13 protein-coding genes are annotated in these 12,179 nt (G+C 66.1%); 7 read left to right on the top strand and 6 right to left on the bottom strand.

Translation table 11 applies throughout. From position 1 onward, the window contains the following. Positions 1-38: 38 nt before the first annotated feature. The 5 genes from QO207_RS02270 (at position 39) to QO207_RS02290 (ending at position 4,186) form a co-directional block, all read left to right on the top strand. Positions 39-923 (top strand): 3-keto-5-aminohexanoate cleavage protein, encoded by an 885-nt coding sequence (locus tag QO207_RS02270; protein WP_301479158.1) that lies wholly within the window; start codon positions 39-41, stop codon positions 921-923. Between the two features lie 189 nt (positions 924-1,112). Next, the gene (locus QO207_RS02275; protein ID WP_301479160.1) at positions 1,113-2,078 is read left to right on the top strand and encodes an L-carnitine dehydrogenase; all 966 of its coding nucleotides are present in this window, start codon (positions 1,113-1,115) and stop codon (positions 2,076-2,078) included. Between the two features lie 82 nt (positions 2,079-2,160). Continuing rightward, positions 2,161-2,634 (top strand): thioesterase family protein, encoded by a 474-nt coding sequence (locus QO207_RS02280; protein ID WP_301479162.1) that lies wholly within the window; start codon positions 2,161-2,163, stop codon positions 2,632-2,634. A gap of 6 nt (positions 2,635-2,640) precedes the next feature. After that, positions 2,641-3,567: an alpha/beta hydrolase gene (locus tag QO207_RS02285; protein ID WP_301479163.1), complete on the top strand. Its 927-nt coding sequence runs from the start codon at positions 2,641-2,643 to the stop codon at positions 3,565-3,567. A gap of 370 nt (positions 3,568-3,937) precedes the next feature. After that, positions 3,938-4,186 (top strand): hypothetical protein, encoded by a 249-nt coding sequence (locus QO207_RS02290; protein WP_301479165.1) that lies wholly within the window; start codon positions 3,938-3,940, stop codon positions 4,184-4,186. Between the two features lie 47 nt (positions 4,187-4,233). Here the strand turns inward: QO207_RS02290 and QO207_RS02295 are convergent, their stop codons facing one another. Continuing rightward, the gene (locus QO207_RS02295; RefSeq protein WP_301479166.1) at positions 4,234-4,527 is read right to left on the bottom strand and encodes an addiction module antidote protein; all 294 of its coding nucleotides are present in this window, start codon (positions 4,525-4,527) and stop codon (positions 4,234-4,236) included. Further along, the gene (locus QO207_RS02300; RefSeq protein ID WP_301479168.1) at positions 4,520-4,822 is read right to left on the bottom strand and encodes a type II toxin-antitoxin system RelE/ParE family toxin; all 303 of its coding nucleotides are present in this window, start codon (positions 4,820-4,822) and stop codon (positions 4,520-4,522) included. The genes QO207_RS02295 and QO207_RS02300 overlap by 8 nt, the downstream gene beginning before the upstream one ends. Before the next feature lie 216 nt (positions 4,823-5,038). Here QO207_RS02300 and QO207_RS02305 point away from each other — a divergent pair, with 216 nt between their 5' ends. Beyond that, complete coding sequence (locus tag QO207_RS02305) at positions 5,039-5,443, top strand: VOC family protein (RefSeq protein WP_301479170.1); 405 nt, start codon at positions 5,039-5,041, stop codon at positions 5,441-5,443. Here the strand turns inward: QO207_RS02305 and QO207_RS02310 are convergent. From QO207_RS02310 to QO207_RS02325, 4 genes are all read right to left on the bottom strand, one after another. Then, positions 5,370-6,077: a CatB-related O-acetyltransferase gene (locus QO207_RS02310; RefSeq protein ID WP_301479172.1), complete on the bottom strand. Its 708-nt coding sequence runs from the start codon at positions 6,075-6,077 to the stop codon at positions 5,370-5,372. The genes QO207_RS02305 and QO207_RS02310 overlap by 74 nt on opposite strands. Before the next feature lie 200 nt (positions 6,078-6,277). Further along, positions 6,278-7,738, bottom strand: coding sequence for a hypothetical protein (locus QO207_RS02315; protein ID WP_301479174.1), 1,461 nt, complete (start codon positions 7,736-7,738; stop codon positions 6,278-6,280). 178 nt (positions 7,739-7,916) lie between these two features. Next, complete coding sequence (locus QO207_RS02320) at positions 7,917-9,023, bottom strand: GlxA family transcriptional regulator (protein WP_301479176.1); 1,107 nt, start codon at positions 9,021-9,023, stop codon at positions 7,917-7,919. Positions 9,024-9,418: 395 nt separating this feature from the next. After that, the gene (locus QO207_RS02325; protein WP_301479178.1) at positions 9,419-10,795 is read right to left on the bottom strand and encodes an L-serine ammonia-lyase; all 1,377 of its coding nucleotides are present in this window, start codon (positions 10,793-10,795) and stop codon (positions 9,419-9,421) included. A 334-nt stretch (positions 10,796-11,129) separates the two neighbouring features. Between QO207_RS02325 and QO207_RS02330 the strand changes: the two genes are divergently transcribed. Then, positions 11,130-12,068: a choline ABC transporter substrate-binding protein gene (locus tag QO207_RS02330; protein WP_301479180.1), complete on the top strand. Its 939-nt coding sequence runs from the start codon at positions 11,130-11,132 to the stop codon at positions 12,066-12,068. The last annotated feature ends 111 nt before the right edge of the window (positions 12,069-12,179 follow it).

Here is a 12,179-nt window from a genome sequence, read left to right on the forward strand (position 1 = left end):
CGCAGCGGGATCGTTCGACCTCAGGAAGGACAGCCACCGTGAATTACGAAGTCATTGTCACCTGCGCGGTGACCGGCGCCGGCGACACCGTCGGCAAGCACCCGGCCATTCCCGTCACCCCGAAGGAAATCGCCGCCGCCGCCATCGAGGCCGCCAAGGCCGGCGCCACCGTCGCCCACTGCCACGTCCGCGACCCGCAGACCGGCAAGCCCAGCCGCGACGTGAACCTCTACCGCGAAGTGGTCGAGCGCATCCGCGAGAGCGACACCGACGTCATCATCAACCTCACCGCCGGCATGGGCGGCGACCTGCAGATCGGCCAGGGTGAACAGCCGCTGGAGTTCGGTGCCGGCACCGACCTGGTCGGCCCGCTGGAGCGCCTCAAGCACGTCGAGGAGCTGCTGCCGGAAATCTGCACCCTGGACTGCGGCACCCTGAACTTCGGCGACGGCGACTTCATCTACGTTTCCACCCCGGCCCAGCTGCGCGCCGGCGCCAAGCGCATCACCGAGCTGGGGGTGAAGGCCGAGCTGGAAATCTTCGACACCGGCCACCTCTGGTTCGCCAAGCAGATGCTCAAGGAAGGCCTGCTGGAGGACCCGCTGATCCAGATCTGCCTCGGCATCCCGTGGGGCGCCCCGGCCGACACCACCACCATGAAGGCCATGGCCGACAACATTCCCGACGGCCTGACCTGGGCCGGCTTCGGCATCGGCCGCTCGCAGATGCCGATGGTCGCCCAGGCCATGCTGCTGGGCGGCAATGTGCGGGTCGGCCTGGAAGACAACATCTGGCTGGACCGCGGCGTACACKCCAGCAACGGCCAACTGGTCGAGCGCGCCATCGAGATCATCGAGCGTCTCGGCGGCCGCGCCCTGAGCCCGGCCGAGGGGCGCAAGAAGATGAACCTCAAGGCCCGCTGATCCCGAACCGTAGGGCGAATAACCCGGAACGGGTTATCCGCCGCCGAACAACATCGGCGGATAACGCTGCGCGTTATGCGCCCTACGTACCGATCTTCGTAGGAGCGGACCTTGTCCGCGAAAGCTTCCAATGGGCACTTTGCCCACCGGCCCGCTCCTGACCAAACGCCCCTATCCGCTGGAGTCGCCATGTCCTTCATCACCCAAATCAAGGCCTTCGCCGCCCTCGGCAGCGGCGTCATCGGCAGCGGCTGGGTCGCCCGCGCCCTGGCCCACGGCCTCGACGTCGTCGCCTGGGACCCTGCTCCCGGCGCCGAAGCCGCGCTGCGCGCGCGCATCGCCAACGCCTGGCCGGCGCTGGAAAAGGCCGGCCTCGCCCCAGGCGCCTCGCAGGAGCGCCTGCGCTTCGTCGCCACCATCGAAGAGTGCGTACGCGATGCCGACTTCATCCAGGAAAGCGCCCCCGAACGCCTCGACCTGAAATGCGAGCTGCACGCCAAGATCAGCGCCGCCGCCAAGCCCAACGCCCTGATCGGCTCCAGCACTTCGGGCCTGCTGCCCAGCGAGTTCTATGCCGACGCCACTCACCCCGAGCGCTGCGTGGTCGGCCACCCGTTCAACCCGGTCTACCTGCTGCCGCTGGTGGAGGTGGTGGGCGGCGCAAAGACCGCGCCGGAAGCCGTGCAAGCCGCCATCCAGGTCTACGAGTCTCTCGGCATGCGCCCCCTGCACGTGCGCAAGGAAGTCCCCGGCTTCATCGCCGACCGCCTGCTCGAAGCGCTCTGGCGCGAGGCGCTGCACCTGGTCAACGACGGCGTTGCCAGCACCGGCGAGATCGACGATGCCATCCGTTTCGGCGCCGGCCTGCGCTGGTCCTTCATGGGCACCTTCCTCACCTACACCCTGGCCGGCGGCAATGCCGGGATGCGCCACTTCATGGCCCAGTTCGGCCCGGCGCTGCAGCTGCCCTGGACCTACCTGCCCGCCCCGGAACTGACCGACACCCTGATCGACCGCGTCGTGGAAGGCACCGCCGAGCAGCAGGGCAGCCGCAGCATCGCTGAGCTGGAGCGCTACCGCGACGACTGCCTGCTGGCGGTGCTCGGCGCCATCAGGGACACCAAGTCGAAACACGGCTTCGCGTTTGCCGACTAACCTCACGGTTCATCACCCGCTCCGAACCGCCCCCTCTCCCTCTGGGAGAGGGCTGGGGTGAGGGCCTCACGGAAGTCCTGCCATGCACGCCCTGAAAACCTGGGAAACCCCCATCCTCGCCGAGTGGACCGACTACAACGGCCACCTGCGCGATGCCTTCTACCTGCTGCTGTTCAGCTACGCCACCGACGCGCTGATGGACCATCTGGGCCTCGACGCCGAACACCGCGCCGCCACTAACAACTCGCTGTTCACCCTCGAAGTGCACCTCAACTACCTGCACGAGGTGAAGGAAGGCGAGAAGGTTGAAGTGCGCACCCAGCTGATCGCCCACGACCGCAAGCGCCTGCAGGTTTTCCACAGCCTGCATCGCGCCGGCGAGGACCTCGCCCTGGCCGCCAGCGAGCAGATGCTGTTGCACGTGAACCTAGAAGGCGGTGCGCGCTCGGCGTCCTTCGAAGGCGCGGTGCTGGAGCGCGTGCTGGCGCTGGCCGAAGCCCATCGTCCGTTGCCGCGCCCGGATTATGTAGGCTGCGTCATCGGCCTGCCGGGCTGAGCAGGTATGATCCGCCGCTATCAGTTGTCCGCTGCCATGCAGGCCTTCGTCGCCGAGACGGAGGCCCACCCGCTGGAAGGCCCGACCCTCGACGCCCAGCGGGAGAACTACGAGCGCATGGCGGCTGCCTTTGCACCACCCGTTCCGCCGGGCCTGCTGGTTCGCGACCTGCATCCAGAAGGACTGGTCGAGCTGCGCCTGTACCACCCCGAAGGTGCGCCGCCTGCCGCGGGCTGGCCGACCGTGTTCTACATCCACGGCGGCGGCTGGGTGCTCGGTAACGCGCGCACCCATGACATGATCTGCATTCCCCTGGCCGTCGAGCTGGGCGCGCTGGTGGTCGCGCTCAGCTACCGGCTGGCGCCTGAACATCCCTATCCCGCCGCCCTCAACGACTGCCTGAATGTCTGGCGTTGGTTGCAAAAGGACGGCCTCGGCGAGCCTGTGGATAAACAGCGCATCGCGGTTGCTGGCGACAGCGGCGGTGGCAACCTGGCGGCAGCATTGTGCTTGGCGCTGCGGGCCTCCGGCGAACCGCTGCCCAAGGCCCAGGCGCTGATCTATCCCGCGCTGGGCGACACCGACTCGCCGTCGCACACCCGCTGCGCCGATGCGCCGCTGATGACCAGCGCGGCAGTGGGCGAATACCTAGCCGCCTACCTTCCGAGCCCCGGTGATCGGCGCGACCCGCTGGCGCTGCCATTGCTCGCCGAGGACTTCGACGGGCTGCCGCCGGCCTTCATCGGCGTCGCCGAGTTCGATCCGCTGTGCGATGACGGCGGCTTGTACCGCGACCGCCTGCGTGGCGCGGGCGTACCGGTGGACTACTTCCCCGGTCCCGGCCTGGTTCATGGCTGCTTGCGCGGCCGCGACGTCCCCGAAGTGGTGGACCTGCGCAATGCGCTGATCGCCTCGCTCCGCAGGACCCTGTAGGAGCGAGCTTGCTCGCGAACCACCCAGCTCCGAAGTCTCCTGATGGCATGTTCGCGAGCAAGGGCTAGGCGCTCCCCTCCGTCTTACAAAGAGCCCTTTCTCACGGGCAAAAAAATCCCCTGCGGCGCCCGACGCGCGGCAGGGGACAAATCGAGCCGGATCAGGCTCTCAGTGTGCGAGCCCCCGCGGCTGGCGCCGGTGCCGACCGCAGGGTATGGAAGCCAGTCTGCGCGTCGCGCCGCCGCCTCGGTTAGCCGAAAACGACCTGCGCTTGTCAGCCGCGGACATTCCGTCGGCGAGGTGCTTGCCGCGCCCCGTCGGGCTTACCAGAATCGATGCAGACCCATGCCGCTTTCGCAGGAGAACCGCGATGATGCACGCCGACCTGATCGACCAGGACGATTTCCGCGAGCGCCTTCAGGCGCTGGGCTTCGCCGTACCGCCGTCGGTCACCGCCGAGCAGGCCTGCGAATACGCCGTGCGCGGCCTGACCCCGGAACGCTCGCTGGCGCTGCGTCGTCTGGTGGAGGAAATGCTCGCCGGCAACGCGACCCTGCTGCCCGCCGTGCGCGAGGCGATCTCCAAGCAGTTGCTGCCGGCCTTGGTGCCGAAGGTCTGACTGATTCGATTGTCTGACGGGGCCGCTATGCGGCCTCTTTCTGCTCTCTAGTGCGTAGGCTGGGGGCGCACTGTCATTTCAATGCCAAGGGCATTCATGACGGCCAGTAGTGTCTTGAGCGTCGGGTTACCGTGCTCGCTGAACGAACGGTAAAGCTGCTCGCGAGACAGCCCAGTTTCCCGTGCCAGTTCGCTCATGCCTTTGGCGCGTGCTACGACGCCCATCGCTTTGGCGATGTACGCGGCATCGCCGGTTTCCAGCGCGTCGCTCATGAATTCGGCAATGGCCTCGGGGTTGGTGAGGTAGTGGGCAGGATCGAATTCGGTGAAGGTGTCAGTCATGTTGCGCTCTCCACGCCGCCAGCATTTTCTGGGCAGCTTCGATATCACGACTCTGGCTGCCCTTGTCGCCTCCACAGAGGAGTATCAGCAGCGTGTCGCCCTGCTGATGGAAGTACACGCGGTAGCCTGGTCCGTAGTGTATACGTAGCTCGCTGACACCCTGGCCGCCCGGCGAGATGTCGCCAGGCAGGCCCTCCATCAGGCGGTTGATACGAGCGACGATGCGAGCTCTTCCCGTATTGTCCTTCAGGTTCTGCAACCAGGAGTGAAACTTGGAAGACTCGATTTTCTTCATATCGACTGTAGTCTATAAAATACAGGCGGGACAAGCCCTGCCTGTCTGAGCGCTGGTGAAGCTGCGTACCTGGCCTTGGCCAAACTTGTGGAGCGGCGGACGCGATGAGAGTGGGAAAGTAACCTTGATGCATCTGTCCGAGTTGGGTCGCCTGCTGTTTCTGAAGCGGCCTACAGTAGGCTTGGACCGATTCCTTCCCCTCGCAGGAGATCCGCCATGACCACAGCCACTCCCTTCCTCATGTTCCAGGGCGGTGTCGCGCAGGCGGCGCTGGACCTGTATCTCGCTACTTTCCCTAATTCCCGTGTGCTGCACGTGGAGCGCTATGGCGCCGGCGAGCCGGGGCCGGAGGGGACGATCAAGGTGGCGCGATTCGAGGTCTGCGGGCAGGCGTTCCTCTGTTCGGACAGCCCGGTGAAGCATGACTTCGACTTCACGCCGTCCAGCTCGATCTTCGTCGAGTTCGAGTCGGCGGATGTGCTGGAGCGCATTTTTGACGTACTGGCCGAAGGCGGACGCATCTACATGCCGCTGGACGACTATGGGTTCAGCAAGCGCTTTGGCTGGGTAAGCGATCGATTCGGGGTGTCGTGGCAGTTGAGTCTGCCGCAGGTCCGGTGACCTTGGCGCGGGCGCTCGCGTTGCGGGCCTTCAGGTGGGCCTCGAAGGCGCTGACGTCCGAGGAGCACAGCAGCCTTGCCACGGAGCGCACCTCCGCCTCCGGCCAGGTCCACCACTGCGAGTCCAGCAGCAGCGCGCGGGTGGACTCATCGAAACGCCAGCGGATGTGCCGGGCCGGATTGCCGGCAACGACCGAATATGGCTCGACGTCCTTGGTGACCACGGCGCCAGCGGCGACCACTGCGCCATGGCCGATGCTGACGCCGGAGAGAATGACCGCGCCGCTGCACAACCAGACATCGCTGCCGATGCTGACGTCGCCATTGCTGCCGCCGAAGTCGTGGATATCGGCGACCTCATCGATGAACTCGGGAAACGGGAAGCAACTCAGCCAGTCGATGCGGTGGTGCCCGCCTAGGAAAACCTGAACGCCCTCGGCAATCGAGCAGTAGGAGCCGACGCGCAGTGTGGTGCCTTCACCCCAGTCGGAAACGCTCAGGTTGCCGTAGGTGCCGACGCCGAACTGGTACTGCGGATACTTGCGCTGCAGGCGGGCGGAGTTGCGCAGGAGCTTCGGCAGCCGGCGCAGGCTTTTGCGCGCGGCGCGCCGACGCCAGAAATCGAGGATGGCCATGCTGTGAAACTCCCGCCACGGGGCGACTGCGGAGGATGAGAGCCATCCGGGCCGGGGTGTCAGCGGCGAGGGCGCTGGTCAGGCGGAATGGCAGTACGCCATTGTACTGCTACTGAGGGAAATGCCCTACGTGGTGATACATTTTGTCTTACATGTACGCGGCACACGGGCTGGTTTACGTGCAAGTGAAGTCCGCCAGCTCATTGCGTCAGCAGCACTCCAGGCGCCACCGCCAGCCGGCTGATCGGGAAGGCGCCCCCGACCTGTTCCCCGAGCAAGGCGAGAAAAGTACCGCCGGGCTGATCCACGCTGACCTTGCGCCCGGCTTCCAGGGGCAGCGTCGGGCAGAGCACGCATTGCTCCTTGCCGTCGCCGAGCAGGAGGGCGTGATGCGCGGTGCTTTGCCGGGTCTTGCCGCGCAGGGTCAGGCGGCACAGGTGCGGCCGAGCCGACAGGCAGGTGCCGTGCAGTCGTGCCGCTCCGCTTGCCAGGGTTTCGACGCCAATGGTGCGCGCCAGGCTCCAATGGGTGTTTGGCGCCTTGCGCACGCCGAGCCAGTCGCCGCTGCCGGGTGGCGGGCTGGCTGCCCAGATGCCGCTGAAGCTTCGACTGCCGGGAATGACCTGGTTGAGTGGATAGATCGTGGGCTCTGCGCTCGAGTCGATAACCGAGGCGAATTCGATGTCGTTGTGATGGGGGACCAACTCGTCGAGTCCGCCGCGCACGGCGCTGTGTTGCGCCCAGACGTCCAGCTGCGGCTGGCGCTGGAAGTGCCTGGCGTCGAGCCCCGACTCGTCGTTGGCGCCAAGCTGGGCAAGCAGCGCCGGCAGGCCGCAACACACCTCCCAGGTCTGCTGAGCGGTGTTGCTCCAGCACGCCAGCAGGTGGGCATTCAGGTCGAAGCCGCTGGCGTCGCTGCCGCTGCGGGTGAAGCGGGCGAGGGTATTCAGCAACTCGTCCAGTTCCAGGGTATAGCCGCCACCGGTGCCCGCGCGGGGCGCGCGGAAAGGCCGGTCCTGGCCGAGGGCGAGCAGCCGGCGGCTTTCCGGCTGCGCCGGACCGATGCGCACCAGGGCGGTGAAGACCTGCGCCGATTCGATCAGCGCCGGCAGGCAGTCCGGTGGGATGTCCAGCGGTTGCGAGCCGGCCAGCAGCAAGGCATGCAGATAGCCATGGGCGACGGTCTGGTTGCGCGCTTCGTAGGCTTCACCGTCATCCACCTCCAGATGTTGCACCTGCAGGCGGCAGGCGTGCTGGTGGGTGCGGTGCAGCAGGCTCCACAGGCCGGCCGGGGCTTCGTGGCGGTTGAGCAGGCAACTGAAATGGATCTGCTGGGCGCTGCGCACCAGGCGTTGCATCAGCAGGGCGGCGGTCGTGCCGCGGGTGTCATGACCGCGCAGGAGGCGCCAGTAGCCGAGGATCAGCCGCCGGTGCAGGGCAAGGATTAGCCTTTGCGCCTTGGCGGCACGTGCTCGCTCAAGCTGGCCAGGCCCTTCCCCGAACAGCTCGGCGAGTTGGTGGCTGACATCGAAGACCTGCGGCCGCAGGCGTTCGAGCTGGCGCAGCCGCTGGATGCCGCTCAGCTGCAGATGCTGCAGTTCTACTGCTGCGCTGTAGAGCTCGCGGGTTCTTTGCGCCACGTATTGCAGGGCGGTGTCCATGTCTCCCGTAGCTCCGATGCGTGCTGATGCTGGCGAACACATCGGAGACTGCGTGATTCAAGGTCGTTTGCGATTCAGACGTATCTGAATGCGGGTGGGCAGGTATCACGGAAATGAAAAGGGAGGCCGACAGGCCTCCCTTTTCATTCTGCGGATATCCACTTCTGGGCGCTGAGCCTCAGAGCACCCGCACGCTGGCGAAGGTGGATTCGCCCTGAGCCTGGCTGAGCGCGGAGATGGCCGAGGAATTGGGCATGAGGGCGAGGTCCTGCGGGATCGGCATGACCATGACCGGCTGGCCGATGGGCTGGCCCTGGCGCTCGTCGCGCGGCGGGATGCCGAAGTATTCGCGGTAGCACTTGGAGAAGTGCGGGGTGGAGACGAAGCCGCACACCGAGGCGACTTCGATGATCGACATCGAGGTCTGCTTGAGCAGCTGTCGCGCGCGGATCAGGCGCAGCTTCAGGTAGTAGCGCGACGGCGAGCAGTGCAAGTACTTCTGGAACAGGCGCTCGAGCTGGCGGCGCGAGACGTTGACGTAGACCGCCAGTTCGTCGAGGTCGATGGGCTCCTCGAGGTTGGCTTCCATCAGCGCGACGATTTCCTGCAGCTTGGGCTGGTTGGTGCCGAGCATGTGCTTGAGCGGCACGCGCTGATGATCCTGTTCGTTGCGGATGCGTTCGTAGATGAACATCTCGGAGATCGCCGCCGACAGCTCGCGGCCGTGCTCGCGGCCGATCAGGTGCAGCATCATGTCCATCGGCGCGGTGCCGCCGGAGGAGGTGAAGCGGTTGCGGTCGATGGAGAACAGGCGGGTGCTCATGGCGACGCGGGGGAAGGCTTCCTGCATGGCGGCCAGGCATTCCCAGTGCACCGAGCAGTCGTAGCCGTCGAGCAGACCGGCGCGGGCCAGGGCCCAGCTGCCGGTGCACACGGCGCCGAGCTTGCGGCCCAGGCGCGCCTGGGCCTGGAGGAAGGTGGTGTGTTCGCGGGTGACGCTGCGCTGGATGCCGACGCCGCCGACCACGATCAGCGTGTCCATCTGTGGGGCGCTGTCGCAGGCCGCGTCGGGGGTGATCTGCAGGCCGTCGCTGGCCCAGACCTGGCGGCCGTCGAGGCTCAGGGTGTGCCAGCGGTAGAGTTCGCGTCCGGAGAGCTGGTTGGCCATGCGCAGCGGTTCCACCGCCGAGGCCAGGGAGATCAGGGTGAAGTTGTCCAGCAGCAGGAAGCCGATGGACTGCGGAGCACGGTTTTGCGGCGCAGCTCCGGGGTTGAACGCATTCATTCGATCACCTCACGCTAGTCACAGTCGCCTCACGGGAGGCGTTTCTTATGCTTGTTGTTCTGTTCGGGAAATCCGCCTCGGGGCTGGCCCCGGGCTGTTCCTCTGTACTCGCTGTGTTTCTTGGGCAAAGAGCAAGGCAAGAGCCGTGCCTAGGTTGAATGGTCGTTCAATCAAGAAAGAAAACGGCATGGAGATGCCGTTTTTGCAGGCCCGGAATGCGACCCTCGAAAGGTCGCAAATGCGCATGGTTCGTGGCCTGGGGTTTTTGGTAGCACTCACCGGTCACGCGACCGGTGCTGGGGTGCCCGGAACGGTAACGCCGCGGGTCACGTCGGGACGGCCGTTCTGCCTGCGCCATCGGGGGGCGCACAGGGCCTGACGTGGTCGATTGCGGGTCAGCACTCGATGATGCTGACGGCCAGCCCGCCGCGCGAGGTTTCCTTGTACTTGTCGTGCATGTCGGCACCGGTGTTGCGCATGGTGCGGATCACCTGGTCGAGGCTGATGAAGTGCTGGCCGTCGCCGCGCAGGGCCATCTGCGCGGCATTGATGGCCTTCACCGCGGCGATGGCGTTGCGCTCGATGCAGGGCACCTGGACGAGGCCACCGACCGGGTCGCAGGTGAGGCCCAGGTTGTGCTCCAGGCCGATCTCGGCGGCGTTCTCCACCTGCTCGGGGGAGGCGCCAAGCACTTCGGCCAGCCCCGCCGCTGCCATGGCGCAGGCCGAGCCGACTTCGCCCTGGCAGCCGACTTCGGCGCCGGAGATGGAGGCGTTCTTCTTGCACAGGATGCCGACGGCGGCAGCGGCCAGGAAGTAGTTGGTGACGTCGTCGTCGCTGGCGTCGGGGTTGAAGCGCATGTAGTAGTGCAGCACCGCCGGGATGATCCCGGCTGCGCCGTTGGTGGGCGCGGTGACCATGCGCCCGCCGGCGGCGTTTTCCTCGTTCACCGCGAGGGCGAAGAGGTTGACCCATTCCATCGCCGACAGCGTCGAGCCGATGACGTTGGGCTTGCCGATCTCCTGCAGGTTGCGGTGCAGGCGCGCGGCGCGGCGCTGCACGTTGAGGCCGCCAGGGAGGATGCCTTCGTGGCGCAGGCCGTTCTCCACGCAGTCGCGCATGGCCTGCCAGATGCTCTTGAGGCCTTCGCGGATGTCGGTTTCGCTGCGCCACATGCGTTCGTTGGCCATCATCAGCTCGGACACGCGCAGGTTGTGGCGGCGGCAGAGCATGAGCAGTTCGGCGGCGCTGGCGAAGTCGTAGGGCAGCACGGTGTTGTCGGTGTCGAGGCTGCCGGAGGCGGCCTGTTCCTCGTCGACCACGAAGCCGCCACCGATGGAATAGTAGGTGTCGCTGTGCAGCACGTGGTCGCCTTCGATGGCGGTCAGGCGCATGGCGTTGGGGTGGTAGGGCAGGTTCTCTTCGAGCAGGCGCATGTCGCGGACCCAGTCGAAGGCGATCGCCCGGCTGCCGGCCAGCAGCAGTTCGCCGGAGCTGCGCAACTGCGCCATGCGCGGTTCGATCTGGCTCGGGTCGATGCGGTCCGGCCATTCGCCCATCAGGCCCATGATCACCGCGCGGTCAGTACCGTGGCCGACGCCGGTGGCGGACAGCGAGCCGTACAGGCGTACTTCCACGCGGCTGGTGCGTTCGAGCATCTGCCGTTCGCGCAGGGCGCCGACGAACAGCGCGGCGGCACGCATGGGGCCGACCGTGTGCGAACTGGAAGGGCCGATACCGATCTTGAACAGGTCGAACACACTGATTGCCATGCCGGACTCCGGGCGAGCTGCACGTCCATGAGAGAGGGGGATGGGCACGTCCCTGTGCCCGCGATGCCCGGCCATCATCGACCCAAGTCCGGCGCCGACTGCGTCCATCGGCGACGCGGCCGTATCCAATAACGCCGCTGGCGCACCCCGCCGGGGCAGGGCGCGAAGCCGCCTGTTCCGGGGCCGACGAAAGCTTGCCTCTTTACGACGCGAGCGCCGCGAACCACGACCGGTCGATAGGCGCGCGGCGTCGCGCTGTTCCATGATCCGCCACCGACGAACGGCCGCGTTCGCCCGTATCCACCCCCATTCTCCGCAGTCAGAGGCTGGTCTCATGAAGAGTCTTGTGTCGTCGCTGTTGGCGTTATCCGTGGTACTACCGGGCGCTGTGCGCGCCGCCGAACCCGAATCCTGCGCCGTGGTGCGCTTCGCCGATGTCGGCTGGACCGACATCACCGTGACCACCGCGGTGACCCGCCTGGTGCTCAGCCACCAGGGCTATCGCACGCAGGTAGTGCGGCTGTCGGTGCCGGACACCTACAAGGCGATGTCGGAGAAGAAGATCGACGTGTTCCTCGGCAACTGGATGCCGAGCATGGCCGGCGACATCAAGCCCTACGCCGACAAGGGCACGGTGGAAACCGTCGGCGCCAACCTGGAAGGCGCCAAGTACACCCTGGCGGTGCCGCGCTACGCCTACGAGGCGGGCCTGAAGACTTTTGCCGATATCGCAAAATTCAAGGAGCAGCTGGGTGGGCGCATCTACGGCATCGAGCCGGGCAACGATGGCAACCAGCTGATCCAGAAGATGATCAGGGAGAAAGCCTTCGGCCTGGGCGACTTCAAACTGGTGGAATCCAGCGAGGCCGACATGCTCGCCTACGTCAAGCGAGCCGGGGCCTTGAAGCAACCCATCGTGTTCCTGGGCTGGGAACCGCACCCGATGAACACCCGAATCCAAATGAACTATCTGGACGGAGGGGATTCCTACTTCGGTCCGCATTATGGCGGCGCAACGGTCTTCACCAACGTCAGAGCAGGCTATCTTCAGGAGTGCCCCAACGTGGCGCGGCTGCTGAACAACCTGAAATTCGACCTGGCGATGGAGAACCAGTTGATGGATGCGGTGCTCAACGAGCGACGCAATCCGCGCCAGGCCGCCAAGAGTTGGCTCAAGGCCAATCCGCAGGTACAGGACGGCTGGTTGCAGGGCGTCATGCCGCTGGCTTCCGCGCCGTCGCAAGCGGGACAGAAAACCAGCGCCAAGGAGTGATCCTGGCCTCTGGAAGTCGCTCCCACAGGGCCTCCTGACTGGATGCGACATGCCTGGTGCTGAATACGACTTCGCCTGCACTGGATACGACCCACCCGGTAGGCGACGAAA

The organism is Pseudomonas sp. CAN1, assembly GCF_030462585.1.
Lineage (GTDB): Bacteria > Pseudomonadota > Gammaproteobacteria > Pseudomonadales > Pseudomonadaceae > Pseudomonas.

Excerpts from the sequence above, each read along its gene's own strand:
- QO207_RS02275 (WP_301479160.1), top strand. The coding sequence starts at position 1,113 with ATGTCCTTCATCACCCAAATCAAGGCCTTCGCCGCCCTCGGCAGCGGC.
- QO207_RS02280 (WP_301479162.1), top strand. The coding sequence starts at position 2,161 with ATGCACGCCCTGAAAACCTGGGAAACCCCCATCCTCGCCGAGTGGACC.
- QO207_RS02285 (WP_301479163.1), top strand. The coding sequence starts at position 2,641 with ATGATCCGCCGCTATCAGTTGTCCGCTGCCATGCAGGCCTTCGTCGCC.
- QO207_RS02290 (WP_301479165.1), top strand. The coding sequence starts at position 3,938 with ATGATGCACGCCGACCTGATCGACCAGGACGATTTCCGCGAGCGCCTT.
- QO207_RS02295 (WP_301479166.1), bottom strand. The coding sequence starts at position 4,527 with ATGACTGACACCTTCACCGAATTCGATCCTGCCCACTACCTCACCAAC.
- QO207_RS02300 (WP_301479168.1), bottom strand. The coding sequence starts at position 4,822 with ATGAAGAAAATCGAGTCTTCCAAGTTTCACTCCTGGTTGCAGAACCTG.
- QO207_RS02305 (WP_301479170.1), top strand. The coding sequence starts at position 5,039 with ATGACCACAGCCACTCCCTTCCTCATGTTCCAGGGCGGTGTCGCGCAG.
- QO207_RS02310 (WP_301479172.1), bottom strand. The coding sequence starts at position 6,077 with ATGGCCATCCTCGATTTCTGGCGTCGGCGCGCCGCGCGCAAAAGCCTG.
- QO207_RS02315 (WP_301479174.1), bottom strand. The coding sequence starts at position 7,738 with ATGGACACCGCCCTGCAATACGTGGCGCAAAGAACCCGCGAGCTCTAC.
- QO207_RS02320 (WP_301479176.1), bottom strand. The coding sequence starts at position 9,023 with ATGAATGCGTTCAACCCCGGAGCTGCGCCGCAAAACCGTGCTCCGCAG.
- QO207_RS02325 (WP_301479178.1), bottom strand. The coding sequence starts at position 10,795 with ATGGCAATCAGTGTGTTCGACCTGTTCAAGATCGGTATCGGCCCTTCC.
- QO207_RS02330 (WP_301479180.1), top strand. The coding sequence starts at position 11,130 with ATGAAGAGTCTTGTGTCGTCGCTGTTGGCGTTATCCGTGGTACTACCG.